The following is a 26,837-nucleotide window of genomic DNA, read 5'->3' on the forward strand; positions in this document are numbered from 1 at the left end:
TTTCACACCCCCAGAAACTGCGGACGAAAGTAAATACTAACCTCTAACAATTCCATATTGACAGAAGCATCGTATCTCAGTGTATTAAGGCCTGCCGCCAGTTGAAAGAACACCGAATTGGTATCCAACAGTGAAAAAGCATTTGTAACCGTTGAACCATCAACTTGGATCACACGCTTACCAGCGAAATGGGTATATACACGAAGTTCATCCCCAGCGCTCATTGTAGTGAGAAGTCGGATATATTCTCCCGTGTCTATGTTTAATAGTTCAGGGTTCGACACAGTACCTAAGGCCCTAAACACTATCTCGCATCCACAAGATACATCCCCTATATTTTCCACCGTAATGATTTGGCTAGGTTGACGCATTCCGAACTCCATCCCAGTCATTGGAATTTCCAATTCAAACTCAAATAGCGGTATCCATGATGCCAGTTCCTCGCGCACCTCATTTAATGTCTCAAAGAAAGGGGATGGGCAGAGCAGACTGACAAAGAAGTTTGGTATTCGTTGCCGATTAGAAACACTAAAACCTGCTTCCTCTACCACACAGGAAATCTGTCTCTCACGGTATTGAAGGGTTCCTAGTAGCTTTGGGCTGAATATTTGAAGGAAGTGTTGTCTCCTTTTATAAGCTTCATCGGGAGTATCAGCAACAACCGTACCTTCAATCGTTATGTTTCGCATATCTAGTGTGGAGGAAATATAAAAAGCGCCATCCTGATCCGGCGCCTTGAAAGTGTTGACGGTTTGACGAATATTTCCAGTACCGTCTACCTTCGTAAGAAAGTACGGTCGGCTTTGCTTAAGCGTAATACTCTCTCCATCTCTATTGGTGTATGTTAGCTCCATTTCCGTACCTCCTTTACAATTCAAGTGCCAGTTTACGGGATAGGTTCTTAAACTCCCGTGCTAATTCTTTTTCTGATAGAGCTTTAGGTGTCACAACTGAAATATTTTGAGTGATACTTGAACCCGTGGCATTACCTTGTCCAGATACACCTCTGTAATTAAAATCAAAACTGGTTGGTACTGCATTTTGCATATCCTTTGAAACTGCTGTCATTGCATCCTCAAAACCCACACCGATACCTTCACCCATGTTGTGACCAATTCCAGCAAACAGAGCAGAGGGGGATTTGATACCAAAGAAGTCTTTAATCTTCGATACCACATTACCGAAAAATCCAGAGATTTTATTCCATAGCCATGCCCCTGCGTCTGAAATCCCCTTCCACAATCCTTTAATTAAATTTCCGCCTACTTGAGACATTTGACCGATATAACCAGTAAAGGCTCTGACTAGTCCAGATATAATCTGCGGTACTGCTTTAACAATCTCCACGATTATCCTTGGCAGATTTGCAATCAGTGCCACAAACAGTTGTACACCCGCTAAGATAATCTTATCGATGTTACCAATAATGGCATTGACCAGCGAGCTAACAATCTTGGGAATAGCACCTACAACAGTAGTAATAATCTGCGGCAATGCTTGGATTAGAGATACCAAAAGCCGGATACCTGCATCAATAATCAAAGGAATCGACCCAATAACAGCACTGATGATACTGTCGATAATTTGCGGTATTGCTTCCACAACTGCTGTAATAATGGTAGGCAAAGCTGTAACCAGTGAGGTCAATAATTGAATACCCGCTTCAATAATCTGCGGAATAGATTTAATGATAAAATCCACTATTGCTTTGATGATGACAGGCAATGCAGAAGTAAGCTGTGGTATGGCATCTACCAATCCCTGTGCTAATCCTAAAATCAACTGCAAAGCGGCATCCAAAATGAGCGGTAGGTTATCCATCAATCCTTGGACAATCTGCATAACTGCAGAAACTGCCGCAGGGATGAGTTGTGGTAACGCTATGCCGATTCCCTCCACAAGTGCTGTTACTAATTCAATTGCTGCATTTATTAGCAGTGGAAGGTTATCAATTAATGCACCGACAATCGTCATTAGAGCACTTACTGCAGCTGGGATAAGTTCCGGTAAAAGATTTAACATTGTTTCCAGTACTTGCGTGAATATATTTGTAACTAATTCAAGAAGCATTGGTAGCAATTCTGCAACCGCCGCTAATATTGCGCCTGTCGCTGTTGGCAAGGCGGCTACGATATTTTCTAAAACCGGTACAATATTAGTGACAACCGCCTCGAAAGCATCAACAAGATTCTCAGTCAGATTCGTCATATCAGCATTGGCATTACCGAGTCCAGCTGTAAATGAACCAAGTGCGGCCTGTAGTAACCCAATAGAACCGGAGATTGTCTCGGTTGATTCTTTTGCAAAGTTACCTGCATACTGCTCTGTGTTCTCAAAGAACATTTGCATTGCTACTTCGGCTTTTTCCGCTTGTGTTGCAGTATTCCAAGTGAAATCCAGACCCTTTGCGAGAGCATAGGCTTCGATGTTTGTAGCGTTCATCGCAACACCTAAGTTATCCATCATATCAAAGTTACCCTTTGCCGCCCCAGTGACTGCCTCCAATGCCGAGGACATATCAATACCCATAACAGATGCCATGTCTGCCGCACGTTGCATAGCCTTTTCAGTTAGCTCAAGACTTCTCTGTTGCTGTATACCAGAACCTTGGAACAACGCACCCATTTTGTTGGCGGTCGCAAGATACTCACTTTGGGAAACCCCAAGATTTTTATAAGCTTCCTCACCCGTTTTCTGAATCGATGCAGCGTATGCACCAAAAACTGCCTCCGATCCACCTAGGTTTTGTTCTAATTCTCCGAACTGAGTAACTACCTCTTTACCTAACTTAATAGCCGCGGCTCCAGCGGCAACGGCAACCGCACCCATCGCCACACTAATTCCCTTAAGTACACCCCCAAGCTTTTCAAACCTGCCACCAGCATCCTCTGCACTTTTACCAGAATCCTCTAACTCTTCACCGAGATTATCCGCTTCAATTGTGGACTCTTCTAGTTCACGCTCCATTAGATTCAGTTCTGCCTGAGCCCTATTTAATTGGATCTGCCAGTTTTGGGTGCGGCGGTCATTTTCACCGAAAGAGGAGGAGGCATTGTCAAGGGCAGCCTTAAGGGTTGAAATCTTTTCTTTCTGTGCGTCAATTTCTTTATTTAAAACGGCATTTCGTGCCGTGATCGATTGAATGGATTTATCATTCTTATCAAATTGACTGGTTACAAGGGCCATTTCACTACCTAGTACCTTAAATGATTGATTGATTTCCGAGAGCGCCTTCTTAAATTCTCGCTCACCCTCGACACCTATTTTTAATCCAAAATTGTCCGCCATCCCTCCACCTCCCAGCTTTAGAGTACATGAAAAAGGAGCAATCTTTTGATTGCTCCAAAATAAAATGTTAGTTATTTTTTCATTAATTTCCTTAGGAGTAAATTCCACAAATACCAATCTACTGTTAATACAAGAACAACTGTATGAATCTATATTCCTGTTTACAGCTACTACTCTTACCCAATTTTTCTAGCTGTTACCTCAATTTGATATTTAGCTTCATCTGTTTTTTTATAGATGCCGCTTGTAGAAAAATACTCTGAACCTGATATAGCAGGTATTCTTGCTCGTTCTGATAATCCTCCATCAACAGGGGTGTATCCATATTTTGACATAATAAATTTAATCATTCGTCCAACATTCTGTCTGGCAGTTGTATTTTTGTTATCATCAGTAACAACAACAGGGAAATTAGAATTTTCATTAAACTTATTTTCTAAATCCTTTGCTATTAATGTTAATACTGGTAATTCCATTTCTGATGCAATTATCATTTTGAACACGATTGCTGGATCTACCAAATAATCCATAACCTCTTCAACCCCATTTTTTCCATTATGGACATCAAGCATCTTTGTCTTTTTCATAAATTCTTCTTTAATACCCATCATCATTCTCCTTTTAATATCAATTTAATGTTACATATGCGTTACATTAAAATATTTCTATGCAATTAATGTATCATATACGTTACATTAAAACAATATCTAATTAGAAAATAATGTACTTTATATGCCAAGTGGGATAATATCGTCAATGGTTCGAGTTTTCTTTGTTTTTTCAATCCCATGCCATTGCTTGTGGCAAGTCCATAAATCAAAAAACAGTCCAATTGGCATAAGCCAGAATTCCTCTGCTTCCATGCCCATCTGAACCGTTCCATAATAAAGAAGCCGGGTAAAGACCTCAGCGTCTGTTACCCGACTTCCACGTTTTTTGGAGTCCCCTCCTCACTTTCTACATTTCGCTTTGTACCTTTGAACATCGCCTCGGTAATTGCAGTTTTATATGCCGCTAAGTCAAGTGGTGAGGTAAGAAGCTCCACTTCTTCCTCTGTCAGCAATTCTTCTGGTGCGTTCTTATTCTTAAGGTTTCGAATCAAAATGGACTGGTTTGCAAGCAGCGTGATTAGCCAAACAATCTCATCAAGTGCCATCTCGAAGTTTTCTGATTTCATCAGTTTTTCTCCAAGGTTTTCAAGACCACCATAACGACCGGCAATGGCCTTTGTAGCTCGTGTAGTTAAAACCAGTTCATACTCTTTGTCACCTATGTTAATTGTGGCACTTCTCTCATTATCCATGATTTCTCCTCCTATGGTACAGGTGTATAAACAGGTTCATAGACCTCAGTGAACCAACCTGTTATGGTGGTCGATGAAACACCAGGATCACCTTCTGTAACTTCAGCTTTCCATGGATGTTTGCCCAATCCATCCAGCTTATTCCTGCGCATAACGGTTCCTTCAATGGTGGGTGTGGAAAAGGTAATGGAGTCAGCTTTAGTCTGTAAGTTTGTTGCTGGTAGTCCGAACTTAACGCGATACAGCCAAAAATAGCGATATGTTCCATTAGCCCTTTGCGCACGAAACCCCACTGCAACAGGTGTACCCACGTTTTCACTGGCTGAGATTAGTACCCCGTTGTCATCAGTAGAAGCGCCAGTTAAATCCGCTGCGACCGTTGGACCAATGTCGTCTACACCGAGAGTGAGAGTACCACTGTTAAAGTCTTTCACAACCTCAGCCGCACCGTCGTCAGCATACAGAATGGCTTCCACTAGTTCAACCGAAAGTTCAGCAGTGATGGCTTTTGCAAGTACAGAAGGTTGGGCATAAGTTTCCTCACCGTTAGCGTCCTCTGTTATTTTTGAATAGTACAGTCTATCCAGACCAATCGTTGCCATTTGTTATTCCTCCATTCTATAGTTTTTCGCCACATCGATGGCGTAATGGTGATATCCAGTATCATCCTCGTGACCGATATATCTTCGTTCAGTCACAGTAAAATCCGCATTTATTAAAGCAGTTGTGAGCTGCCATTTCCGCTCTAGGTAGTTATTTTTTGAGAACAGTGATATCCTCGCTTCCTGCACATCAAAGCCTGGACGATTATCCGCATGAACTTCAAAAATATCCGAAAGAGGGAGAATCACGACATACTCATCTGGTGCCAAACCTGAAAAAACCCCGGTTTCCACGGGGAGCGGTATGGCGGTCACAAGTGTATTAAGTTCCTCTAAGATATTCATATTTTGTCGATCTCCTCCTCCAGCTTGGCAACCATTGCGTTGATGCAGGGTTTCCTAGATGCATTCCTCGCAGGCTTTAGGAAGGGTTTTGCAGGCTGACCATGCTTCCCATATTCGATGATGCTGGCAAGTTTAGCATTGCTCTCACCATCAGAACGTGGCTCTGCAAAGCCAACTTTTACATTGAAGTTACCGTTTCTATCCTGCTTTGCACCAGAAAGGCCCAGTGAAGATAGCAATTCTCCAGTACTTTTGGATGGATATTTCGTGTCCTTGCCAACCACCTTACTTAGATTTCCCTTGACTTTATCTAGCACCACTTCACCGCCAACTTCCAAAACCTTAGGAAGAATCACATCGGTTTGGTCAGCTAATCGGGATACCTTTAAAAGGAATTCTTCTGGCATCTTTATATTCGCTTTTGCCATATTCATCACCTCACAGTTGGTTCTAGCTTTTCGGCTAAAACCTCGACATACATACCTCGATTTCTTACATCCTCAACACTTAAAATTTGATATCTGCCATCATCGCAGACGATAACCATTTCATTGGTCACCTTAAGTCCGAAGATTTTCCTAAACCTGAATAGGGAAGTTGCAGATGAAAATGATGCCATATTCGTCCATCGCTCACTGCCATGCCGATCTTCCTTGTAAGCAAGTACACTTGCGAGTATGTTGTCACCTTTTGTGGCGAAGCCTTCCGCATCCTTTATGGGTATCGTGCTAATGATATCGATGAAGGTGTTCATCTTCCCAAAGCTCACGCTAAACACCCCACTCTCGATCAAGTCGTAAAAGCAAGTTCACTGTGTTCCATACTTGTTGCCCCGCCTGTACACTATCAGCAAAGAAACCTGCCGTCGAGCCATCTCTACTTTCATAGAAATGACTCGACAACATGATCACTGCTTGTTCTGTTGTTGGAGGCATAGCATGTGTTTCATAATGGTTTTCAGGAACGTGCTGATAGCTCTGTGCATAGGAGACTGCAGCAGTGATAAATCCAATAAGGAGGGCATCATCCTGATCATGTGCTAAAATTAAGTTCGCTTTAACTTTAGGCAAGAGATTATCTGCCACTGCCATACCACCAACCTCCTTTACATTCCACCTTAGTCAGCCTCCATAAGCCCAGCTGCTTTTAGTTTGGCAAGCAGGGCATTAAAGTCCGTAACTAGACCAGCAACATCGGTGGCGGTGCTGTCTGCCTGGTTTTCAGCAACAGGAAGCCCCATAACCGAGGCCCCTTCTTTAATTTCTAAAACACCTCCGATGACAGTTTTTTCTCCGCCTTGTTCGGTATAATTCTTCGTGTTATAACTCATAAAGCACCTCCGTTAGGCTTTCTGTTGGAGTACCTTAACGGCCTCCGGTAAGATAAGCTTTCCATCAACTCGCTGAGTCGCAATAAATCCTACTTGACCTGTAACAGCATAGAGTTCATTTAATCGTTTGAATACGCGTCCTTGACGGTCTGCCACCCAGTAATAACTAAAATCACCGAATACCATAGTCTTTGCACCTGCTTCAATAGTAGGTACATATGATGAGGTGTACAGCGGGCGGTTAAGAATCGTATCAGGTGTCCCCGCTTGGACAGAAGGTTGCCATAAGTACTGTCCGTTTCCGTCCTTTAATTTACGGATAGCTTTTATAGTGGCGTCATTCATTACGAATACTGCCTTATTTCGATACGGTGCTTTTAAGCTGTAGAATAAATCTAATACCTCATCCAAAGTGATGGCAGTGGCACTTGCCGCAGTAACCCCAACTTGACCACCACCAGTAGCATTCAGAATTCCTGTTGGCTTTCCTGTACCGTCACCTATGAAGAAGGCTTCCTCCTCCTTGTTACCAATGCGACGGGCGAATTCTCTTGTGATGTAGCTTTCGAGATTAAACACGGAATCATTTAGCAGTTCCTCAGAGACTTTGATCATCGTTGCTAGTTTATAAGCACCAATCGATACTTGACCGAAGCTGTCATCACTCTCTGGTATAGCTCCCTCTTCATCGATCCAACTTGCAGTGCCTTTGCTTGCAACAACAGGAATCTTGCGGTCACCAGAAGATGTAGTGATTACATTGGCCAACCTACGGAAGATATTTTCTTCCTCTAGGGCTTCTACAAGCGTACGCTCAAACTCATCTGGCACGAGGAATCCGCCTTCGGAATCAGTGCCAATCTTTAAAGCGTTCCTTACTTCATAGCTGACATTATCACGCATCGCATTCCAGAAAGCTTTTTTGTATTCAGCACTTGCACGACCGGTCTTTTCCTCTCCAGTTCTAGTAGGTTCATTGGTAATTGGGTTACTGGTTGCTTTCGACAGTTCCAAGTCGATAGATGCTTGGCGTTCCAAACGTTCAATTTCCTTACCAAGAGCCACCACATCGGCTTCCATTTTTTCATAGGTTGTCGTGTCCTCGGCGGATAACAGTCCATCACCACCACGTTTTGAATCAAGGAATGCCTTTGCTGCGTCCCAAGCTTTAGCGCGTTTCTCACGCAATTCAAGAATTTTACTCATTGTTATTTCCTCCCTTAAAATTAGTGCGAAATTAAAGAAAGCCGCTTATCCAGCGACTCAATGGGTGTACCTGTTTTCTGTTTTGGTTGTTTTGGCAGTTTGCTGATAAGCGAGTTAGTAACCGCCATCCTGCTAAAGATAAGACTATCTGTCAAATCCGGTGTTTCACTTTCCATGAACATGATCTTATCTGCAAAACCAAGTTCAATCGCTTTATTGGCATTCATCCAGGACTCTGCATCCATCAGATGGGAGAGTTTTGTTCGAGAAAGACCTGTCTTTAACTCATAGGCATTAATAATGCTTTCCTTAACCTCATCCAATAAAGCCTTTGCTCGCATCATTTCCTCACTGTCACCGATAGCAATGGTTGATGGATTATGAATCATAAGCATGGAAACTGGGGACATATACACATCCCCACCTGCCATTGCAATAACGGATGCCGCACTTGCCGCAAGCCCATCAATCTTTACAGTAACTTTTCCGGTATACTCCATCAGCATGTTATAAATCTGAGCTGCTGCAAACACATCACCACCAGGGGAATTAATCCACACCGTAATATCGCCAGTGCCTGCCAGCAGTTCATCCTTAAACATCTTAGGTGTGACCTCATCCCCCCACCACGTTTCTTCGGATATCACTCCATTTAAATAGAGGGTACGTTCTTCATCAGAATCTCGCACCCAGTTCCAAAACTTCCTCATTTACTGACCTCCTTCGGTTTTGGCAAACGCACCTGCGTCAGCCAGTTTTGTCATATTTCCGTTAACCAGATATAAATCGCCACCTTCCTCAGCTGGTATTCTGTTCATGTCCTCCAGTTCACGGATATCGTTGGCTGACATCCAGCCATTTTGACGACCTGTAGCGTAGCCATTCATACGACTTTGGTAATCACCACGAAGCAGACCGTCCAAATTGAACTTGATAAACAGTGAAGTTTTCTCAGAAGGCAAAATAAGCGATTGCTGGAGACTTTGTTCCCATCGCACCACCCACGGATCAAGGGTGTATTTTACAAACTCCAAAGACTGCTGTTCAATATTGGAGAAACTGGATTTCTCTAAATCTCCCACCATATGGGGCGGCACACGGAAAATTCTCGCAATCTCATTAATTTGAAACTTCCGTGTTTCTAGAAATTGAGCCTGTTCTGGAGGGATGCCGATGGCTTGAAACTTCATCCCCTCTTCCAACACAGCAATTTTGTGAGCATTGCCTGTGCCTTGGTAGGCACTATTCCAACTATCCTTGACCCTCTGTATATCTTTGATTACTCCTGGGTGTTCCAGCACACCTCCGGGATTAGCACCATTGGCAAAGAATGCCGCACCGTACTCTTCAGTAGCAAGTGACATACCGATTGCATTTTTCGCCATAGCGATCGGGCTATAGCCAATGAGTCCATCAAAACCTAAGCCAGGTATGTGTAGAACTTCATCTTTACGGAGTGTGACATAGCCACCTTTTGGGTTTAGGCCACTTTCATCAGTATCACGATAGTAGGTATAGACCAGCTCTCCGTTTGTTGCTCGACTAACTTCCATCTTGTTAGGAAGTAGGGGATAAAGTGCAACTGCCTGCCCACGACCGTTTCTGACCACCTGTGCATAGGCATTTCCCCAAAGTAAAAGATGACTCATCAGTGTTTCTCGAAACACGAATGAAGTCATCTCTGGATTTGGTTCATCATGAAGAAGGTAATACAGCGGGTGGAAAGGAATCCTTTCTTTACCTCCATCAGAACGATATCTATATACATGAAGTGGCAGTCCGGCAATCGCTTCAGCTAATATCCTTACGCAGGCATACACTGCTGTTGCCTGCATTGCAGTACGTTCATTAACCATTTTGCCAGATGACGTACCGCCAAACAGGAAGGAGAACGCACTACCCACACGATTTTGCGGTTTGTCTCTTGAACGAAACAGTCCTTTTATTAGATTCATAGGCATCACCTCCGAATATAAACATTGTGCTAACCATTAAGGTTTAAAAGACAATCAAACCTCGCTCGTCATATACCGAATCTCCACTATTACCTGAGCCACAACGAATAGCACGATCAAGTGCCATGATAGTTGCCACCGCGCCATCTATTTTTTCTGTACTTTTTACTTTATCCGGCTTCACGTTGCCCGCCGGATCAGTTTTTATAAAGATGTTGTCCATCATCCAACGAAGTACTGGATGCCCACCGTGCGCTATTCTTTCTTCTAATGTCAATTTCATCAGTTCTTTGGTTGGTGGTGACATATCTTTAAAGCCTTGACCGAAAGGAACGACAGTAAAGCCTAATCCTTCAAGGTTCTGAACCATTTGAACAGCTCCCCAACGGTCAAAAGCAATTTCTCGAATGTTATACTTTTCTCCAAGTTCCTCAATAAACCGCTCAATGTAGCCGTAATGTACTACATTGCCTTCTGTAGTTAGAATATACCCTTGCTTCTCCCAAAGATCGTATTGCACATGGTCTCTTCGGACTCGGAGGTCAATGTTGTCCTCTGGCATCCAAAAATACGGAAGAACAACGTATTTATCTGTTTCATCCTCCGGTGGAAACACCAACACAAAGGCTGTAATGTCTGTTGTAGAAGATAGGTCAAGACCTCCATAACATACCCGCCCTTCAAGACTTTCTGGAATAACTGGAAATGCACAGGCATCCCATTTTGCCATTGGCATCCAACGGACAGACTGTTTAACCCATTGATTCAAGCGCAATTGCCGGAAGCTATTTTCCTCAGCTGGGTTCTGCTTTGCACTTTCACAAGCAGCCCTTACCTTGTCAATCCCCACCGTAATTCCCAAGCTTGGATTTGCTTTCTTCCACACTTTTGGATCTGTCCAATCATCCTCTTCTTTGGCACCATAGATTACGGGATAAAAGGTAGGATCGTATTTTCTGCCCTCAATAATATCAACCGCTTTTTGGTGTGTTTCGTAGCAGATACTCTGAGTATCCGTCCCCGCAGTGGTGATAAGAAAATACAGCGGTTGGGTCCTTGCATCCCCAGATCCTTTGGTCATAACATCAAATAGTTTCCGAGTTGGCTGAGTATGAAGTTCATCAAAAACAACACCATGTATATTGAAGCCGTGTTTGGAGTAGGCTTCAGCCGACAATACCTGATAGAAGCTGTTGGTCGGCAGGTACACCAATCGCTTAGTTGAAGCAAGCAACTTTACTCGTTTATTCAGCGCTGGACACATCCGCACCATATCGGCTGCTACTTCAAATACAATTGATGCCTGCTGGCGGTCAGCGGCACAACCGTACACCTCTGCCCGTTCTTCACCATCACCGCAAGTGAGGAGAAGCGCAATTGCTGCGGCAAGCTCGCTTTTTCCCATCTTTTTAGGTATCTCTACATAAGCAGTGTTAAACTGCCGATATCCATCTGGCTTTAAAATTCCGAATAAATCACGGATTATTTGCTCCTGCCAATCGATAAGTTCAAAAGGCTTACCTGCCCATAAACCTTTCGTATGGGAGAGTGCTTCGATAAAAGCTACAGCGTAATCAGCAGCATCCTCATCGTAATATGAACCATCAGCTATAAAGGCGGTCGGCTTATATTTCTTCAGTTTCCGCATAAACACCGCCCCTTTATGAAAAAGGACAAAAGAAAAGAGCCTCAATCCTATAGATGAAGCCCTACTTCTTATCCTAGTTTAATTTTATTTACTTATTTTCATCCACTTCCCCCGTCAGTATGAAATGAGCATATTCCGTTTTATGGTCTATTATATAAACTACCAATTCATAAAACCCTCGTTCATTTGCTTCATACTGGACTCGATTTGCATCAAACATATTTGTGACTCCACTTTCTCGGATGGAAAGGATTTGTTCTTTGATTATCTCATTCATTTATTACCTCCCCCGATTCATGTTTACTCTTCGATTCTCTTGCATAAATCCTCACCAAAGGCTACTCCAAGGGAACCACCCGAATCCCAACTGACATGAATCGTTCCTATGTCATCAACACTAGTAACCGTACCTTTAGATCCAGGCTGAAGTTTAGTATAAGGGTCGTTCATTTTAAGTAGCATCACACGTGTTCCTGGAGTGTAATAGCTTCTAAGTTGCTTTAGCATTTCAGGGTGAATGATATTCATTGTTCACTCACCTCCTGCTTGAACGTTCCGCTTTTGAAAGCGGAGCTACCTGAAAGCTTCGAGAGGAGAATCTTTCGTCCCATCTTATATTCTGGTCCGATAAAGCCGAGCCTTAGCAGGAAGCAACGGAAAGCGTACTTTTCATTCTCTACTGATTTCTCGGTGGAATTGACACGGGTCTGTTTTTTCGCCATTTCGCAAAGTGCCGTGACAAAATGGGTGTATGCCTTAACCTCCTCTGAGGCGCACTTACCTTGAAACCAAGGGAAGGTGACATATTCCTCATCTTCAATGATGGGAATGGAGTCCGTATCAAGTGCTTTCTTTATAAGAGTAGCTTTACTTTCTACTAATCCTTTTAGGTTCTCGATTGCCGTGTCGGTAAAATCCGCCCGTGGCATTTGAATTATCAGATTGATAGATTCTTCCCTTTCATTTACTTCTGCTTTCGGAAGTGGTGTGTCAAATTCTTCTGAAATTGCTTTGAGATCGTGAAATCTCAATAGATCATCGACCAGTTCCTTATTGTCTGGTCCACTTAGAACTCCGTTTTTGTTAACATTGTAGTCTGCCACCTCATATGCAAATGTAGGTGCTCCGAGATATTTTACAGGGGCATTTAGTTCTTGGCTGATTGCGTTAACCAGTGCTTTTCTTTTTGGTCCTGTAACATTATAGTTAATCTGCATTTTCATACCGCCTTTCTACTTTCGGTACGTACATATATCACTCTAAAAGCTGTTATTATCAAGTCATTTAGAGCATCTTTCTGTAGAAAATAGGACTCCATTAATCGGCGGTATTTTGTGTAGATAACACAATGCCAGTCAGCACAAAACAAACGCATGGAAGTGCTACACCATTACCCCACATTTTGTATTCAGCTGAATCAGAATGAGGATTGTTAAGCCATTTTATAATCTGATTTCTTGTTTTTGGCTTTTTACTTTTACCTATAATTTTGCGGTGGGTTTCCCAAACCTCCGTCCAGAATGAAATTTCATCTTCTGTAGGATTTTCCGTACCAAGGTCATCACACCAATCATCGGGGAAGCCTTGCAATCTTGCACATTCCGTTGGTGTAAGCCTTCGAACAATATAGTCCGGTTCAACCAATCCATTTTGATAGCCTGGATTGGTGCCATTGATAATCGTATTTGATGTACCGTCCTGTCTGTAGCATTGACTTTCAGCTTTCATCTGAGGATAAAATGATGCTGGTTGTGCCACTGCTCCAGGACCTTTTGCTGTAAGCGTAGGTTGCTGTTCTTCATCTATAGTCGGTTTATAAAGAGCGTTCTGTCCTTGATTAAAAGCCGCCCGATCAATACCGTAAGAAGGCTGAGTCACAACAGGAGCATCCTTATAATCTCTCGACAATAGAGTAGGTGCTTTATCTTCTTCAACCTGTGCATAGGCTCCGGTAGTCATGGCATAGGCAACAGCATGACGATCAGCGGTATTAAGCGTAAAAGAAACATCTTCATCTATACCGCTTCCTTGGGGACCGTTTTTATCCTCTCTACCAATCATCGAGCCTTGCAGAGCAACTACTGCAATACCACCTTGATTACACCCCGGATTTCCTCCATTGGCATCAATAGTTCTAGAAGTATCCGCTTCATATATACCGCTATGTGGATTGCTTGACTGCATGGAATTGCTTTTATCAGAACATATGCCATATGCGGTAGGCACAAAAACGGTTTGATCATTATTGCATCCAAGAGTTGCAGACTTATCATCTTGTATCAATGCACCCTTACCACCGCCTTCACAGCCAGAGCGGATTTTTAACGTTTTAGGAGTGTTCATAATAAGGGGTACATTCCCGCCACCAGTTCCCATCCGAGAGGTTAGCGTCTGTATTTTATTATCCTCCGAGAGTTTCACACGGCTATCGGTTGGATGGTTTTCTATTACAACAGCTGTTTGATTATCTCCCATGTTTGCACGAAGTGATCCACTTAAGTTTTCGTCAGTATGGCCACCAACTCGAGAAGCAGCACCCGGTTCAAAGGACATGACTGCACCTGGGACAACACCTGTTCTAAGTGTAGGGGAACGTTCTTCCTCATATCCTACACTTCTGCTCTTGGCACTGTGTTCAGTACAAAATCCGCTTGACTGCATTACGCAAGGCTGATGTCCATGTTCCTCTGCTCGAAGTGTTGCTGTAATATCCTTCGAAACAGACATCACTCTTCCGCCTTGGTCATTTAGGCAAATTATGCTATCGCCTGTTTTTCCAGAGCGGTTTTTAGCATTTCCGGCAGTTCTTTGCCACGGGCTGCCGCTCGGCGTAAAATCCCTTGACAAGCCTTCGGACTCAAATAGTATTTCTCCGGCACATCCGTCTGCAAAATCTGCGACAAGGTAGATTCTACGACGACGTTGGGGGACTCCGAAATATTGCGCATCGATAGTTCGGTAAGCCACGCTCCATCCGTCTCCCATATAGATGTCAGCGTATGGCCATCGTCCTTTTTCAGGTAAAGGCACCGAGGTATTCGGTTCTTTGACACTGATGACCGTTTCGAGGACTGCTTTGAAGTCTTCTCCTTTATTCGACGAGAATGCACCGGGGACATTTTCCCAGACTGCGTACCTTGGATATTGTCCATTGGTCTTACACCTCATTTCCTTAATAATTCGGATTGCTTCATAAAAAAGGACGGATTGCTCTCCGTCCAAACCAGCTCTTTTACCCGCCACACTCATATCCGTGCATGGAGAACCGAAGGTTATGATATCTACAGGCGGAAGCTCCGCACCATTTAATTTGTTTATATCTCCATAATGCTTCATCTGTGGGATGCGTTTAGTCGTAACCCTTATAGGAAACGGTTCAATTTCAGAAGCCCATAACGGCTCAATGCCACAAAGCAAAGCACCTAGAGGAAAACCACCACTGCCATCAAAGAGGGAACCGAGTGTCAATTTACTCATCTGCATTCACCTCCGGCAGGTCACCATATCTGAATTTCGAACCATCTCTTAAAAGAAACACACCATCCGAGTTTCCGACTTGCTCAATATACCTTTTCACAATGACATCACAGTACTTTTCATCTAGTTCAATGGTGTAGCAAATTCTATCGGTCTGCTCACAAGCAATCAGTGTACTTCCTGAACCACCAAAGGGATCAAGCACGATACAGTTACTAAGGCTCGAATTCATAATGGGGTATGCTACAAGTGCCAATGGTTTCATGGTTGGATGGTCGCCATTTTTCTTTGGTTTCTCAAACTCCCAGATGGTGGTCTGCTTGCGGTCTGAATACCAGAGATGCTTGCCTTTCTTTTTCCATCCAAAAAGTACTGGTTCATGTTGCCATTGATAAGGGGATCGGCCGAGAACAAGGGACTGTTTCTTCCAAATACAAGTACCGGAAAGATAAAATCCTGCATCGGAGAACGCTCTTCTAAAATTGAGTCCTTCCGTATCGGCATGAAATACATAAATAGAAGCGTCCTTTGCCATCGCTGCTTCAGTATTTTGAAATGCTGCAAGCAGGAAATCATAGAACGCTTCATTACCCATATTGTCATTTTTTATTTTTCCAGCAGAACCTTCATAGTTGACGTTATATGGAGGGTCTGTAACTACTAGATTGGCAGCTTTCCCATCCATCAAGACATCAAAGGTGTCTTTCCTTGTACTGTCTCCGCAGACCAATCGATGCTGTCCAAGTATCCAAACATCCCCTAAATGTGAAATAGCGGGCTTTTTCAGCTCGCTATCTACATCGAAATCATCTTCTTTTATATTATCCTTAAGGGAATCCTTAAAAAGATCATCCAATTCTCCTGGGTCAAAACCTGTTAGAGATACATCAAAGTCAGAAGCATTTAAGTCTGTGATAAGTTGCGCCAATTTATCTTTATCCCAATCACCACTTATTTTATTTAGTGCAATGTTCAGGGCCTTTTCCTTTTGCTCATCCATTTCAACTACTACGCATTCTATTTCATCCATGCCCATACTCAGCAGGACTTTCAAGCGTTGATGACCTCCGATAACTCTGCCTGTGGTCTTATTCCATATAACGGGTTCTACATACCCAAACTCTTCAAGGGAACGCTTAAGTTTCTCGTACTCTGGATCACCTGGTTTTAAATCCTTCCTTGGGTTATAGTCAGCGGGGATGAGTTGTTTCGTTTTAATCTTTTCAATCAACATACTTTTCCACCGCCTTTCTAAACTCACTGTATTTATTTACATCCTCCCATGGGAACAGACAGCTATTAAAGTGACCATAAACCGCTGTATCAGAATAAATCACATTTCTTAGACGCAGTTTTTCAATGATGGCCGCAGGTCTTAAGTTAAAAGTCTCCTGAGCAGCCAGAGTTAATATTTCATCAGAAACAGTTCCAGTGCCAAGGGTATTTACAGTAAAGGCTACAGGATTTGCCTTACCAATAGCATAGGAAATACTCACTTCACATTTCTTGGCATAACCACACCAAACGATATGTTTAGCAATATACCGAGCCATGTAAGCACCGCTTCGGTCAACTTTGGTTGGGTCTTTGCCACAAAGAGCACCACCCCCATGGGATGCAAGCCCTCCATAGGTATCGACCATGATTTTTCTTCCAGTCAAACCCGTATCGGCAGCGGGACCACCAAGAACAAACTGCCCCGACGGATTGATGAGAAGTTCGGTTTCATCATCAAAAGGGAAGTCCTCAAAGCACTGCCATAAGACGTTGTTAAGGATATCCGCCTTAAGTTCGTCCTGTGTTTTATTCTTATCATGCTGTACCGAAATCACAATCGTCTTTATTCTTACTGGAGTGTCATCCTCATACTCCACAGTTACCTGTGCTTTACCATCAGGAAGAATCCCTTTTATCAGTTTTCCTTTGCGACAATCATCCAGTCTCTTTACGATTCTGTGGGAAAGTACAAGGGGCAGGGGAAGCATTTCTCTTGTTTCCTTTGTAGCATAGCCATACATAGTTCCCTGGTCTCCAGCACCGATGGAACCGTACTGTTCGTTTATCCCATTTCGTGCTTCCAGTGCGGTGTTCACACCAGCCGCAATATCTACACTTTGATTATGTACATATACATAAATCAAAAATTTTAGAGGATTGTATCCCACATCCTTTAGTACAGTTTTTACAATGTCTCTAATATTCACTTTCTCGCTGCAGGAGATCTCGCCCGCCACGATAATTTTTCCCTTGGTTGCCATTACCTCACAAGCGACACGTGATGCCTTATCTTTACGTAGGCATGCTTCCAAAATGCTATCTGCAATAATGTCGCATAGTTTATCAGGATGTCCAGCACATACACTTTCTGCTGTTAAATATCTCTTACTCATTACATCATATCTCCTCATCTTTATTTTCCTCTGCGGGCAGATAGCAATCGCTCCATCACATCGTCCTGTGGGTTTAAACCAGAGTACTCTGTAGCACAGTTCTCCCTAACGATTTGATATATCTCCATCCATAGCCTGTTTGTCTGACTCATAAAGCTCTGGCTCATCGCTACATAAGGACTTTGAATTGCATTGCCGGTAGTTGGATGCTTGGCTAGAAAACCAAACTCAGTTACCGCTTCCTCACACTGTATCCATCTGGCCGCACTCATGGCATACCGTTCTAGAAGCTGTGGAAGTACCAAATGGGCACATTCTCGCTCCTCAAGCCACTTCCATGTAATTTCATAGATTTCACTCGCTTCTAAGGTTTTCCCATCCTTTTGCACTGCGGAGAGCATGGCCCTTGGTTTTGGCATTTCCTGCCCCTTCAGGTCTGCAGTATTCTTGAACTCGACTACTTCAAGCTTTCTTTTACCGGGATTTCCCTCTGCAATTTTGTCAGCAAGTGGTTTTTTCTTTTGACCGGAGCCTATACGGGCACCGCCTCGATTTGTTCCATCTTTGGCCATTCACTCACCTCTTTTCATCGATGGGCCTATTACCCCGTTTGAAACCGCGAATTTTCACGCGTTACCCCACGCCCGTTACACAAATGAAAAGCTGTAGAGATTTGACTCCCCCTACCGGGTTCCCCAACGGTCTCCATCTCTTGCAGTGATTGCAGAGTGGCAAGGAGTACAAAGAGCCATCAGATTACTTCTATCGTGAGTTCCTCCTCTTGCAAGAGGAAGAATGTGATGCACTTCAGCCGCTGGGGTCAGCTTTCCTTGTCTTTTACATTCCTCACAAAGAGGATGGGCTGCAATGTAACGGTCACGTATCCTTTTCCAAGCACGACCATAACGTTTACGGGTTGCTGGATCACGCTGATACTTCTCATACCGTGCAGCTTCCTTCTTGCTATGCTCTTCACAAAAGCGCTTGTCAGTTAGCTCTGGACAACCGGGGTAAGAGCACGGTCGCTTAGGTTTCTTTGGCATACTTGCACCTCCTTTTGCCCATACAAAAAGCCCTCGCAGGAGAAATGCTCCCGTGAAGGCTTCCGTTTACTAATATTCCATACTACCATTATATAACTTTCACCACGGACAAACAGTGTCATCATATGCCAAACTGTGCCAAAGTGTGCCAACTTTTAATTGGGGACCTTTAAGTGTTGCAAAGCGGATGAATGAAGTCTATGAACGGTTCTCATAGAAACATTAAGATTGACACAGATTTCTTCCCAGTTAAGAAAGTTAATGTATCGGTAGCGAAGGAGCAGCTTCTCATCCACGTTTTCCATCTGGTTAATCGCTTCACGGATATCTGATTTCAGCTTTATTAATCGTTCAACCTCATGTTGTATCTGTTGCTCCAAATCTATTATCCTAATCACATACTTTTCAAAGGGTGGGTCAGTACTCTTGGTTCGACTGACTTTCTCATCAAGCACAGGGGATGAAACACTTCTTGATAAATCCCTTAAGTTTTGCAACTCTTCAAGGTCGGAGTTAATCAATTCATTCAAACGGTAAGCCTGTTTTAAGAATTCCTTAGCTGTCATCATCGCACCACCTCCTCTTGTAGCTGTTGAATTAACATGTCAGGGTTGAGAGAGGTAAGGACATTGAACAATTCAGAATGAAAGAAGCACTCAACCTCACGTTTTGTATATAAAGCAGAATCATTGCGAGGGTGTTTTGCTAGTCTTTTTAAAGCAAAACGATAATCCTTGACTGCCTGTAGAATAATGGCATTTGCCAGTTTTTCAAATGCATCCATCATACAGCATCCCTCGCTTTCCCAAGATTTGCTTTGACCGCATTAATAAGATCGGATTGTGTCTTTTCCTTTCGTTTCAAGGCTCTCATCACATCTTCATCAATTGTGCCTTTAGTAATGATGTGATGGATTACCACTGTCTCTTTTTGTCCTTGTCTCCAAAGTCTCGCATTTGTTTGTTGATAGAGTTCCAGACTCCAAGTAAGTCCGAACCAGATAAGCGTTGAACCTCCACTTTGTAAGTTGAGACCGTGTCCTGCTGATGCAGGATGGATAACTGCCACAGAAATATCACCGTTGTTCCAATCCTTAATATCCTTGGAAGTTTTAATTTCTCTGACATTGAATTTTGCCTTAATACGCTCTAAATCGTGATTATACCAATAGGCAATAAGCACGGGTTTGCCGTTAGCACCTTCAATTAAATCCTCAAGAGCATCTAGCTTGCGGTCGTGGATAATATGAGAGTTTTTATCATCATCATAGATAGCACCATTTGCCATTTGCAGGAGTTTGCCAGAAAGGACTGCTGCATTCATGGCATCTATTTCTTCATCAGCAAATTCAAGAACCATCTCTTCACGAAAGCGATCATATACGGATTGTTCTTTGTCATTTAGATACACAGGCACTTCATTGATCATGCACTCTGGCATTTTGAGAAAATCCACCGACTCCATGGAAATGGTAATATCCGAAATGAGCTGATATATGGCATCTTCAGCACCTGGCAATGGTTTATATGAAAATACGATTTGCTGATTACGTTTATCTGGTGTAAAGAAGGAATTGCGGTAGTGAGTTATGTACCTGCCGAGTCTTTTACCCATGTCAAGAATACGAAACTCTGCCCACAAATCCATTAATCCATTACTCGATGGTGTACCCGTAAGACCCACAATCCGTTTTGCCCTCGGTCTTACTTTTAGTAAACTTTTAAACCTTTTTGCTCCATAGGACTTAAAAGATGAAAGCTCATCAATGACCACCATGTCATAATCAAAAGGTATACCACTTTTATTTACTAACCAGTCAACATTTTCTCTGTTTATAAGATAGACACTTGCAGGTTTCCTTAGAGCCGCCAATCGCTCCTGCTCTGTACCGATTACTACCGAAAACTTGAGTCCTTTTAAATGCTCCCACTTATTTATCTCAGCAGGCCACGTATCCCTAGCTACTCGAAGTGGGGCAATGACCAGAACCTTTCCAATTTCAAAACGATCAAGACATAGGTCGAATATAGCAGTTAGAGTAATGACGCTTTTGCCAAGACCCATTTCTAAAAACACCGCAGCAATGGGATGCTCTAGAATGAAGTTCGTTGCATAGGTTTGATATTTATGAGGATTGTATTTCACCGAGTATCCCTCCAATCTGCTTAACATCATCAATGACATAACAGGCAAAGCCTAACTTCTGTAATTGTTTTATTCTTCTAATCTGTAACAGGCGAGGTTTCTTTCCGGGAGCCTTTAATTCCACAAATGCCATCTTCCCATGCGGTAAAAGCACTAGGCGGTCTGGCATTCCATCTAAACCTGGGCTAACAAACTTCGCAGCGATGCCTCCCATCTTTTTTACCTCAGCCACCAGTTTCTTTTCGATATATTTTTCAAGCATAAATACCTCCCATATAAAAAGGCCGGAACAAGAAAACAACTTTGAACCAATTTTCCTATACGCGCGTGTATGCGTGTACGCACAGGCTACTATTACTTCTTTTTACTATTTATAAATAAATAGGTTACTTCTTGTTCCACTTGTTCCGAACCGTAGATTTTCCTTTTGATTACTAGCTTTGGGGAAAGAACCAGGATGGGAACAAGGTAAGGTACAACTTAGCGTTGTTCCTCGACTCGGGAATAAGCTCGTTGCTTTCCGTAGACAGGAAACGTTACAACACCATTCTTGTTCCCAGTGTACTTGTTCCACTCACTGATCTTTCTCATAATGGCACCGATGGCATAGGAATCCGACGGTTTTAACATAGATGCCTCTTTACCGAAACACTCACACCAAATTTCCATATTGCAGACAAGGGTTCTTCTTACTGTTCCAACACGGGTGCCGCCGCCAAATTCGCTACCGCCGAGGAAATTTCTACGCTCGTACAAAGACATCGTGTCCCAATCATCCGGCAAGAGCGTATCCAGATAGGTACGAACCAATCCTTCACGTTCATCTGTTTCCATCGCATCTGCCTGTTCACTAGTTGCCATGGATACATCATCACCTTCAAGGTAGAGTTTTTCGCCCTTCTCATAAAGCACTAGTGCCTCTGCCCAAATCTGCTGTACTTCCTCTTTGGTCATCTGCCAAGCTTTCTTTTTACCGTCGCCGCTAATGCGGACTGGCCAAAATCTGCGGTTGCCCGTAATATCTCGAAGAAATCCACTTTCTGCATTCGTTGAACCTACAATTACACACTGACGGGGATGGCTTTCGACATTGACCCCATAACTGGCACGGTACTTATCATCCGCCCTTGAAATAAAGGACTTCACAACCTCCACATCCGTCTTACGCATTCCAGCAAGCTCTCCTAGTTCCAGTAACCAATATCCCTGAAGTTTCTCAGCCCCGGATTTATCCTTCATATCTGTAATAGTCAAACTATCTGAAAACCAGTCTCCAGCAAGTTTGGCAAAGAAGGTTGACTTACCGATACCTTGAGGCCCGTTTAAGATTAGAACACTATCAAACTTTGTACCGGGTCTATAAATGCGTGCTACCGCTGCAACCATCGTTTTGCGAATCACCGCTTTTGTGTAAGAATTATCTGTTGCACCGAAATAATCAATGAGCAGATTTTCCACTCGACTAATACCATCCCATTTTGGCAGTGAGTCGAGATACTCCTTAACAGGATGGTAGGCTCGTTCTGACGCTACAGCTAACACAGCATCTTTGGTCTTTGTAGGGGAATAGACTCCGTATTTGCTGCTTAAATACACTTTAAGAAGTGCATTATCTGAATCATTCCAACCCGCCTTGATCTGTTCCCAAGGCAGGCCACCTTTGGCATCAATACCATCACGGTGGCAATTAAAAGCTATATGCTGTAATTCCTTGTCATGACGAATAATCAAAACGATGTTGTCTAGAGTGTCTTTTATTCGGCCTTGCTTATCCAATTCCAAAGCTGTCTGCCAATCCTCATCACTAAACTCCTCTTCAGCCTGTGCCTGTCTTTCCTTAGAAAACTCAGCTTTTACTCTTTCATCTTTTATAGCAAACTCGCACATTGCCACAAAAGATGGCATCTTACCAGGAGCTGTAGTGGTAGAAGCTTTATCATCTAAAGAACCGAATTTATGAATACGAACGAGATCAAAAGCATTGAGGAGTAATCCACTTGCTGGGTCTGTAGCATGATGGCTGTATGCGAATTTATCATCGTAGATAATCACACCGGCACTACTATCAGCTGGAATATAATCGTATCGCCCTTCCATAGCAGAAGGTGCATAAACTGCACCTAAGAATTTCTCAATTGCTTCACGAACGGAGTAGGCACGACAGAATGTTCCTACCACACCTTCCTTTAAAAGCGGGTCTGCTTGCTCTTTAAGACTGCGATTTATAACTTCAGACTGCCTGCTTGATACGGGCCAAGTTGTTGTATCTCGCCAGTTTTGATATTTTGAAAGATAAATATCTGGGTCAAGTAATGCTCCATCCTGCTCTTCGTAGACAAATTGACCGTTAGAGGAAGTGGATGGCCAATACATAAGGCGATGGGCTTCATAAGTTGTATCATCGAAAAGATCTATGCCGATTTCTTTTGCCACCATACGTCCAACGGCTGCGTATTCTTCTTCGCTGATTTCACGAGCAAGAGGAACTATTAGCCTAAGTCTTGGATTTTCCGGTGTGTGCTTATGGGTGGAATAAACACAGCATTTGAAATCAAAAAGCATACTGATTTGTTCCCAGATGTCCGGTCTACCGTAATCCATATCAAGGGTAAGCAAAGAACGGCATAAAACATTGCCCTTCTTTCGCCTTCCTCCTTTTAAATGCCCTCCAACAAAACCACCCACATCTTTGATATCATCTTGTTGACCTCTTTTTAATTTCCGATATTCTTCTACTGTTTCCGTAGTACGTTGTGTTGTCTTTACTCGGGCACAAAAATCCTCCCACGAGATATCTTTGTTTTTCCATTTCTTGTCCATCCGGCTGTTGCCCACAGCGATTTTCATAAGCTTTCGACCTCCTCATGCTCTGGACTAAAATATCTGACCGTTTGTCTGCGTTTCTTGGCTACTTCAATCTCCCTTGCCATACCGCTTGAGATGGTATTGCCTAGCACCCAAACCTCGGAGCATTTGCCCATAAGCACGATGTCCATAAATATGGCAAGTTCCCGTTCCTCTGGATTTTCATCATCCATAAACTGTGGAAACATAAGGTGGGGAGCAATCGGAATACAGTTTTGGTCTAATGCAAACCTGCAAAAACTGCGAGCCTTTTTAATGTTTCCTTCTACATCACCGGAATAGGGAGAACAAATATATACAAGTGGCTTAAAGGCAGATTTTTTCTCTGCCTTTTTCTTTCTTATTATGTTGGTCAGTGCCTCATGGGGAGTTGGGTCATGGTATCCTTCATGATTGAATTTATCAATTCCCATTACACACCCTCCATTTCTATCTGCGGCAAAATACCATCTGCCTTCAACAGTTCGTAAATGAAGAGTCTGCCTTTTTGAGTCCAGTATGTATGGACCTTTGTATGTTGCTGGCCGTTACTGCCAAGATAGCTATGTGTCTTGGTGCTGGTGTAGCCTTTTTCTGCATACTTCTGATATAAAAGCCAGATACCACCTTGTTTAAATTGGATGCCCTTTTTATTAAGATAGCGGTTCATCCAAATAGCTGACTTGCCGTAATCTTTGGCAATTGCTGATGTAGAAATGAGGTCTTTGCAATTTAAAACCACATCATAATAGGAGACTTTTGGTTTCATTTCTGCAATTTGCTGATTCTGAACAGCAACCGTACCTTCAAGCACTTTATTTTGTTTCCTTACTTGAGTTAGCTGTTGATTGGCAATCTGTAGTGCCCTTGCCATGATTGCCTCTGGTGAATTCCATCTTCTTTCTATTTCAAGAAAGTATTGGCGACACTCTTTCCCTTTTGGAGTACGCTGTATCATGCATAGCTCTTTTGCCATGTCAATTGTTATTTGGTGGTCAACAGCTGGTCTTCCACCTGTACTTTCCGACAGAAATGTCGAAAAGTCCGTACCCTCCACAAATCCATACTCACACATTCTTGGAAACCATTTATCATAGGGTGTTTTCACTTCCAAAACTGCATGCAAATCACGGCCAAGCACTGTGGGGCGGTCATTTTCATAATTGATTCTTACTAATTCGTCCATACGAATTACCTCCTGCAATATAGTCAGAGAGGAAACCCCTCTACCTAATAGCCACAGGAGGTAATGAATGTTGAGGATTTTGAAAAAATAAATTATACATCCGGATTTTTGTTCGAAATTTGTGTATGTAAAATAGATTTAAAAGCTGATTCAGTAATTTTCTACTTTTACAAACGGACTAGATTGATGAACAAAAAATGGTAACGTAAACTGTAATAGGCCTATAGGATTTGGAGCTAATAAGAGAAGAGGAAAACAATCATTTTGGTATCATATTTTATCTATGACCTGGATGAGTAAGGTTGGTAGAGCCTCGAGGAGAATCAATTAAAATAAAAAATACAGAGCGAGAAATTCTCACTCTGTATTTTTTATTTTACATCATTCACTTATTGCTTTTACTTGATGTTATTTTACGAGTGGCTAAAGCTATGATTCCACCAACTGCAATAAATACAATGTCCAAAACGATTTCAAACCCTTGAAACGCATCAATATAATTTACTAAAAACCAACTTTTTCCCCCATTAGTCAAATGATTGATTAATCCGCCTATTCCCTGAATAATAAAAAGTAGACTGAGACCACTGATAATTTCTTTCATGATGAACACCTCTTTAATATTTTTTCTAATTTAATATGCCTCTAAGACCGATATTAAAAAAAACTGCACCTATGACTCCTGTCGCTACCAAGAGTGAAGAGATTGGAGCTTCATTTAATTTTGACCTGATTTTAATAAGAAATTGTTGCAATCTTTCTTTAAATATAATATTAACCCCTAACAGTAATAGAGAAGGAAGCACCATTACTAGATTGTATCCAATTATAATTAAGATAGCAGGTGTAGTCTCAATTGTTTGATGATTCATTAAAAAGATTGAATAAAAGTAAGGCAATGCCGTTACAAATTCAATTAGGAAAACAATGATTCCTAGTATAATCATCCCTTTAATTGTTGTATTTTTGGGGATAAATGAAATTAAACGTTTTTTTGTAGTCTCTTTTGGTTTACTGAAGCTTATTAGAACAAGAACTGCTCCAAGTAGGATATAAAACCAATTGATAAAGTCAAACTGAGACAATTGTTCTATTCTCTTCAATAATGAATTTCCACCAAAGTAGAGTAATAAACCCGTGATGAAATAGCCTAACTGCGTGATGAATAAAAACACAAATAAACGAGAAGATAACTGATTCGGTTGTGTCAGTAATAAATAGGCTGTTACAGTCAGTACACCGGGACTTAAAATATCAATTAAAGCACACAAAGAAATAATCAATAATGCTGAAGAAATGTCTAATGATGAAGAAGGCATCAATGCTTCAATAGTTTCGATCAAACAAACTAGTCCTCCTTTAAATGTTGTGGTATTATCTATTTAACACATCGTGCTATAAAAAGATAATAACACACTGTGCTAAATAAAGGAAGTGATTTTTATAATGCCAAAAATTGTTGATCATGATGAAAAGCGCAAACAAATTGCTGAGGCTGCATGGAATATTATTAGGAAAGAAGGGGTTGAGAAAGCGTCTATACGAAGAGTTGCAGCTGAGGCAGGGATGTCTTCTGGTGCGTTAAGACATTATTTTTCAACTCAAGATGAAATGTTATTATTTATTATGAATTACTACTTAGAAGAAGGGAAAAAACGTTCTCAAAATAAAGAATGGTCAGAAAACCCAGTGCAGGCAGTAGAAGAAGTTTTATTAGAGCTAGTACCAATAGATGAAGAAAAGAAAATTGAAACGAGTGTTTGGTGGATTCTTGCATTACGTTCACTTACAAGTGATACAATAAAGGACAAAAAAGATGAAATGACGGACGGTACATATGAATTAGCAAATTCAATGATTGAAATCTTAGCTCTAAAAGGCGTATTATCAGATTCAATGAATGCAGAATTAGAAAAGAGTAGGTTAACGGCATTAATAGAGGGATTGTCGATTCATGCTTTATTAAGACCTGATGTATACTCTCCAGAAAAGGTGAAGGAAGTTATTCGTTATCATTTAGAGACACTCTGCAATAAAATCAATTAAGCTAATCGGTCGATGTATCAATTATTGTC

Annotated in this window: 33 protein-coding genes; 1 reads left to right on the forward strand and 32 read right to left on the reverse strand. The window is 42.1% G+C overall.

The window, feature by feature from the left end; genetic code table 11:
• Window positions 1–2: 2 nt before the first annotated feature.
• From FA727_RS14715 to FA727_RS14865, 32 genes are all read right to left on the reverse strand, one after another.
• Window positions 3–878, reverse strand: a complete 876-nt coding sequence (locus FA727_RS14715) for a phage tail family protein (protein ID WP_246041903.1) — start codon at window positions 876–878, stop codon at window positions 3–5.
• Window positions 868–3,396, reverse strand: coding sequence for a phage tail protein (locus FA727_RS14720; RefSeq protein WP_246041905.1), 2,529 nt, complete (start codon window positions 3,394–3,396; stop codon window positions 868–870). Before FA727_RS14720 ends, FA727_RS14715 begins: the two co-directional genes overlap by 11 nt.
• Window positions 3,397–3,464: 68 nt before the next feature.
• Window positions 3,465–3,896, reverse strand: coding sequence for a hypothetical protein (locus tag FA727_RS14725; protein ID WP_206663843.1), 432 nt, complete (start codon window positions 3,894–3,896; stop codon window positions 3,465–3,467).
• Between the two features lie 120 nt (window positions 3,897–4,016).
• Window positions 4,017–4,157, reverse strand: coding sequence for a hypothetical protein (locus FA727_RS24425; protein ID WP_170209274.1), 141 nt, complete (start codon window positions 4,155–4,157; stop codon window positions 4,017–4,019).
• A 47-nt stretch (window positions 4,158–4,204) separates the two neighbouring features.
• A complete protein-coding gene (locus tag FA727_RS14730; RefSeq protein WP_136832095.1) occupies window positions 4,205–4,591 on the reverse strand; it encodes a hypothetical protein in 387 nt (128 codons plus the stop codon).
• An 11-nt stretch (window positions 4,592–4,602) separates the two neighbouring features.
• On the reverse strand, window positions 4,603–5,193 hold the full coding sequence (locus tag FA727_RS14735) for a major tail protein (protein WP_136832098.1): 591 nt from the start codon (window positions 5,191–5,193) through the stop codon (window positions 4,603–4,605).
• A 3-nt stretch (window positions 5,194–5,196) separates the two neighbouring features.
• Window positions 5,197–5,538, reverse strand: coding sequence for a hypothetical protein (locus FA727_RS14740; RefSeq protein ID WP_028988110.1), 342 nt, complete (start codon window positions 5,536–5,538; stop codon window positions 5,197–5,199).
• Window positions 5,535–5,966: an HK97-gp10 family putative phage morphogenesis protein gene (locus tag FA727_RS14745; protein WP_136832100.1), complete on the reverse strand. Its 432-nt coding sequence runs from the start codon at window positions 5,964–5,966 to the stop codon at window positions 5,535–5,537. Before FA727_RS14745 ends, FA727_RS14740 begins: the two co-directional genes overlap by 4 nt.
• Window positions 5,967–5,971: 5 nt before the next feature.
• Entirely contained in the window at window positions 5,972–6,307 is a 336-nt protein-coding gene (locus FA727_RS14750) for a head-tail adaptor protein (protein WP_136832102.1), read from the reverse strand.
• 1 nt (window position 6,308) lies between these two features.
• Entirely contained in the window at window positions 6,309–6,629 is a 321-nt protein-coding gene (locus FA727_RS14755; protein WP_063442158.1) for a head-tail connector protein, read from the reverse strand.
• A 26-nt stretch (window positions 6,630–6,655) separates the two neighbouring features.
• A complete protein-coding gene (locus tag FA727_RS14760) occupies window positions 6,656–6,868 on the reverse strand; it encodes a head fiber protein (RefSeq protein WP_000121277.1) in 213 nt (70 codons plus the stop codon).
• A gap of 12 nt (window positions 6,869–6,880) precedes the next feature.
• Complete coding sequence (locus FA727_RS14765; protein ID WP_055742198.1) at window positions 6,881–8,074, reverse strand: phage major capsid protein; 1,194 nt, start codon at window positions 8,072–8,074, stop codon at window positions 6,881–6,883.
• Window positions 8,075–8,094: 20 nt separating this feature from the next.
• On the reverse strand, window positions 8,095–8,784 hold the full coding sequence (locus tag FA727_RS14770; RefSeq protein WP_136832104.1) for a head maturation protease, ClpP-related: 690 nt from the start codon (window positions 8,782–8,784) through the stop codon (window positions 8,095–8,097).
• Window positions 8,785–10,029: a phage portal protein gene (locus tag FA727_RS14775; protein WP_001048933.1), complete on the reverse strand. Its 1,245-nt coding sequence runs from the start codon at window positions 10,027–10,029 to the stop codon at window positions 8,785–8,787. It abuts the gene before it with no gap.
• Window positions 10,030–10,072: 43 nt separating this feature from the next.
• On the reverse strand, window positions 10,073–11,677 hold the full coding sequence (locus FA727_RS14780; protein WP_136832106.1) for a terminase large subunit: 1,605 nt from the start codon (window positions 11,675–11,677) through the stop codon (window positions 10,073–10,075).
• Window positions 11,678–11,765: 88 nt separating this feature from the next.
• Window positions 11,766–11,954: a DUF5049 domain-containing protein gene (locus tag FA727_RS14785; RefSeq protein WP_136832108.1), complete on the reverse strand. Its 189-nt coding sequence runs from the start codon at window positions 11,952–11,954 to the stop codon at window positions 11,766–11,768.
• Between the two features lie 23 nt (window positions 11,955–11,977).
• Window positions 11,978–12,205 (reverse strand): DUF4314 domain-containing protein, encoded by a 228-nt coding sequence (locus tag FA727_RS14790; RefSeq protein ID WP_055742201.1) that lies wholly within the window; start codon window positions 12,203–12,205, stop codon window positions 11,978–11,980.
• On the reverse strand, window positions 12,202–12,894 hold the full coding sequence (locus tag FA727_RS14795; protein WP_055742202.1) for a hypothetical protein: 693 nt from the start codon (window positions 12,892–12,894) through the stop codon (window positions 12,202–12,204). The genes FA727_RS14790 and FA727_RS14795 overlap by 4 nt, the downstream gene beginning before the upstream one ends.
• Before the next feature lie 100 nt (window positions 12,895–12,994).
• Entirely contained in the window at window positions 12,995–15,154 is a 2,160-nt protein-coding gene (locus tag FA727_RS14800) for a DNA cytosine methyltransferase (RefSeq protein ID WP_136832111.1), read from the reverse strand.
• On the reverse strand, window positions 15,147–16,388 hold the full coding sequence (locus tag FA727_RS14805; protein ID WP_055742204.1) for a site-specific DNA-methyltransferase: 1,242 nt from the start codon (window positions 16,386–16,388) through the stop codon (window positions 15,147–15,149). The genes FA727_RS14800 and FA727_RS14805 overlap by 8 nt, the downstream gene beginning before the upstream one ends.
• Complete coding sequence (metK, locus tag FA727_RS14810; RefSeq protein ID WP_136832113.1) at window positions 16,378–17,544, reverse strand: methionine adenosyltransferase; 1,167 nt, start codon at window positions 17,542–17,544, stop codon at window positions 16,378–16,380. Before metK ends, FA727_RS14805 begins: the two co-directional genes overlap by 11 nt.
• A 20-nt stretch (window positions 17,545–17,564) precedes the next feature.
• Entirely contained in the window at window positions 17,565–18,116 is a 552-nt protein-coding gene (locus FA727_RS14815) for a P27 family phage terminase small subunit (RefSeq protein ID WP_012102995.1), read from the reverse strand.
• 111 nt (window positions 18,117–18,227) lie between these two features.
• A complete protein-coding gene (locus FA727_RS14820) occupies window positions 18,228–18,587 on the reverse strand; it encodes an HNH endonuclease (protein WP_044037701.1) in 360 nt (119 codons plus the stop codon).
• 155 nt (window positions 18,588–18,742) lie between these two features.
• Complete coding sequence (locus tag FA727_RS14825; RefSeq protein WP_136832115.1) at window positions 18,743–19,156, reverse strand: DUF1492 domain-containing protein; 414 nt, start codon at window positions 19,154–19,156, stop codon at window positions 18,743–18,745.
• The gene (locus FA727_RS14830; protein WP_000338537.1) at window positions 19,153–19,371 is read right to left on the reverse strand and encodes a hypothetical protein; all 219 of its coding nucleotides are present in this window, start codon (window positions 19,369–19,371) and stop codon (window positions 19,153–19,155) included. The genes FA727_RS14825 and FA727_RS14830 overlap by 4 nt, the downstream gene beginning before the upstream one ends.
• Complete coding sequence (locus FA727_RS14835; RefSeq protein ID WP_220096740.1) at window positions 19,371–20,732, reverse strand: DEAD/DEAH box helicase; 1,362 nt, start codon at window positions 20,730–20,732, stop codon at window positions 19,371–19,373. The genes FA727_RS14830 and FA727_RS14835 overlap by 1 nt, the downstream gene beginning before the upstream one ends.
• Window positions 20,713–20,994 carry a VRR-NUC domain-containing protein gene (locus FA727_RS14840; protein ID WP_012103000.1) on the reverse strand — a complete coding sequence of 94 codons (282 nt, stop codon included), beginning with the start codon at window positions 20,992–20,994 and terminating at the stop codon, window positions 20,713–20,715. The genes FA727_RS14835 and FA727_RS14840 overlap by 20 nt, the downstream gene beginning before the upstream one ends.
• 218 nt (window positions 20,995–21,212) lie before the next feature.
• A complete protein-coding gene (locus tag FA727_RS14845) occupies window positions 21,213–23,579 on the reverse strand; it encodes a virulence-associated E family protein (protein ID WP_136832117.1) in 2,367 nt (788 codons plus the stop codon).
• Complete coding sequence (locus FA727_RS14850) at window positions 23,576–24,010, reverse strand: DUF7768 domain-containing protein (protein WP_048717998.1); 435 nt, start codon at window positions 24,008–24,010, stop codon at window positions 23,576–23,578. Before FA727_RS14850 ends, FA727_RS14845 begins: the two co-directional genes overlap by 4 nt.
• On the reverse strand, window positions 24,010–24,762 hold the full coding sequence (locus FA727_RS14855; protein WP_136832120.1) for a phage antirepressor KilAC domain-containing protein: 753 nt from the start codon (window positions 24,760–24,762) through the stop codon (window positions 24,010–24,012). Before FA727_RS14855 ends, FA727_RS14850 begins: the two co-directional genes overlap by 1 nt.
• 385 nt (window positions 24,763–25,147) lie before the next feature.
• Window positions 25,148–25,366 (reverse strand): hypothetical protein, encoded by a 219-nt coding sequence (locus tag FA727_RS14860; RefSeq protein ID WP_000658732.1) that lies wholly within the window; start codon window positions 25,364–25,366, stop codon window positions 25,148–25,150.
• A 25-nt stretch (window positions 25,367–25,391) separates the two neighbouring features.
• Window positions 25,392–26,105 carry a GAP family protein gene (locus FA727_RS14865; protein ID WP_048717993.1) on the reverse strand — a complete coding sequence of 238 codons (714 nt, stop codon included), beginning with the start codon at window positions 26,103–26,105 and terminating at the stop codon, window positions 25,392–25,394.
• A 103-nt stretch (window positions 26,106–26,208) separates the two neighbouring features.
• On the opposite strand from FA727_RS14865, the gene FA727_RS14870 reads away from it, so the two are divergent.
• On the forward strand, window positions 26,209–26,808 hold the full coding sequence (locus FA727_RS14870) for a TetR/AcrR family transcriptional regulator (protein WP_015926218.1): 600 nt from the start codon (window positions 26,209–26,211) through the stop codon (window positions 26,806–26,808).
• The last annotated feature ends 29 nt before the right edge of the window (window positions 26,809–26,837 follow it).

The sequence above is a fragment of the Robertmurraya kyonggiensis genome (genome assembly GCF_005116465.1).
Lineage (GTDB): Bacteria > Bacillota > Bacilli > Bacillales > Cytobacillaceae > Robertmurraya > Robertmurraya kyonggiensis.

Bases quoted from the DNA above. Each gene is read 5' to 3' on its own strand.
- FA727_RS14725 (WP_206663843.1), bottom strand. From the start codon at position 3,896: ATGGGTATTAAAGAAGAATTTATGAAAAAGACAAAGATGCTTGATGTC.
- FA727_RS24425 (WP_170209274.1), bottom strand. From the start codon at position 4,157: ATGGGCATGGAAGCAGAGGAATTCTGGCTTATGCCAATTGGACTGTTT.
- FA727_RS14730 (WP_136832095.1), bottom strand. From the start codon at position 4,591: ATGGATAATGAGAGAAGTGCCACAATTAACATAGGTGACAAAGAGTAT.
- FA727_RS14735 (WP_136832098.1), bottom strand. From the start codon at position 5,193: ATGGCAACGATTGGTCTGGATAGACTGTACTATTCAAAAATAACAGAG.
- FA727_RS14740 (WP_028988110.1), bottom strand. From the start codon at position 5,538: ATGAATATCTTAGAGGAACTTAATACACTTGTGACCGCCATACCGCTC.
- FA727_RS14745 (WP_136832100.1), bottom strand. From the start codon at position 5,966: ATGGCAAAAGCGAATATAAAGATGCCAGAAGAATTCCTTTTAAAGGTA.
- FA727_RS14755 (WP_063442158.1), bottom strand. From the start codon at position 6,629: ATGGCAGTGGCAGATAATCTCTTGCCTAAAGTTAAAGCGAACTTAATT.
- FA727_RS14760 (WP_000121277.1), bottom strand. From the start codon at position 6,868: ATGAGTTATAACACGAAGAATTATACCGAACAAGGCGGAGAAAAAACT.
- FA727_RS14765 (WP_055742198.1), bottom strand. From the start codon at position 8,074: ATGAGTAAAATTCTTGAATTGCGTGAGAAACGCGCTAAAGCTTGGGAC.
- FA727_RS14770 (WP_136832104.1), bottom strand. From the start codon at position 8,784: ATGAGGAAGTTTTGGAACTGGGTGCGAGATTCTGATGAAGAACGTACC.
- FA727_RS14775 (WP_001048933.1), bottom strand. From the start codon at position 10,029: ATGAATCTAATAAAAGGACTGTTTCGTTCAAGAGACAAACCGCAAAAT.
- FA727_RS14780 (WP_136832106.1), bottom strand. From the start codon at position 11,677: ATGCGGAAACTGAAGAAATATAAGCCGACCGCCTTTATAGCTGATGGT.
- FA727_RS14785 (WP_136832108.1), bottom strand. From the start codon at position 11,954: ATGAATGAGATAATCAAAGAACAAATCCTTTCCATCCGAGAAAGTGGA.
- FA727_RS14790 (WP_055742201.1), bottom strand. From the start codon at position 12,205: ATGAATATCATTCACCCTGAAATGCTAAAGCAACTTAGAAGCTATTAC.
- FA727_RS14795 (WP_055742202.1), bottom strand. From the start codon at position 12,894: ATGCAGATTAACTATAATGTTACAGGACCAAAAAGAAAAGCACTGGTT.
- FA727_RS14800 (WP_136832111.1), bottom strand. From the start codon at position 15,154: ATGAGTAAATTGACACTCGGTTCCCTCTTTGATGGCAGTGGTGGTTTT.
- FA727_RS14805 (WP_055742204.1), bottom strand. From the start codon at position 16,388: ATGTTGATTGAAAAGATTAAAACGAAACAACTCATCCCCGCTGACTAT.
- metK (WP_136832113.1), bottom strand. From the start codon at position 17,544: ATGAGTAAGAGATATTTAACAGCAGAAAGTGTATGTGCTGGACATCCT.
- FA727_RS14815 (WP_012102995.1), bottom strand. From the start codon at position 18,116: ATGGCCAAAGATGGAACAAATCGAGGCGGTGCCCGTATAGGCTCCGGT.
- FA727_RS14820 (WP_044037701.1), bottom strand. From the start codon at position 18,587: ATGCCAAAGAAACCTAAGCGACCGTGCTCTTACCCCGGTTGTCCAGAG.
- FA727_RS14825 (WP_136832115.1), bottom strand. From the start codon at position 19,156: ATGATGACAGCTAAGGAATTCTTAAAACAGGCTTACCGTTTGAATGAA.
- FA727_RS14830 (WP_000338537.1), bottom strand. From the start codon at position 19,371: ATGGATGCATTTGAAAAACTGGCAAATGCCATTATTCTACAGGCAGTC.
- FA727_RS14840 (WP_012103000.1), bottom strand. From the start codon at position 20,994: ATGCTTGAAAAATATATCGAAAAGAAACTGGTGGCTGAGGTAAAAAAG.
- FA727_RS14845 (WP_136832117.1), bottom strand. From the start codon at position 23,579: ATGAAAATCGCTGTGGGCAACAGCCGGATGGACAAGAAATGGAAAAAC.
- FA727_RS14850 (WP_048717998.1), bottom strand. From the start codon at position 24,010: ATGGGAATTGATAAATTCAATCATGAAGGATACCATGACCCAACTCCC.
- FA727_RS14855 (WP_136832120.1), bottom strand. From the start codon at position 24,762: ATGGACGAATTAGTAAGAATCAATTATGAAAATGACCGCCCCACAGTG.
- FA727_RS14860 (WP_000658732.1), bottom strand. From the start codon at position 25,366: ATGAAAGAAATTATCAGTGGTCTCAGTCTACTTTTTATTATTCAGGGA.
- FA727_RS14870 (WP_015926218.1), top strand. From the start codon at position 26,209: ATGCCAAAAATTGTTGATCATGATGAAAAGCGCAAACAAATTGCTGAG.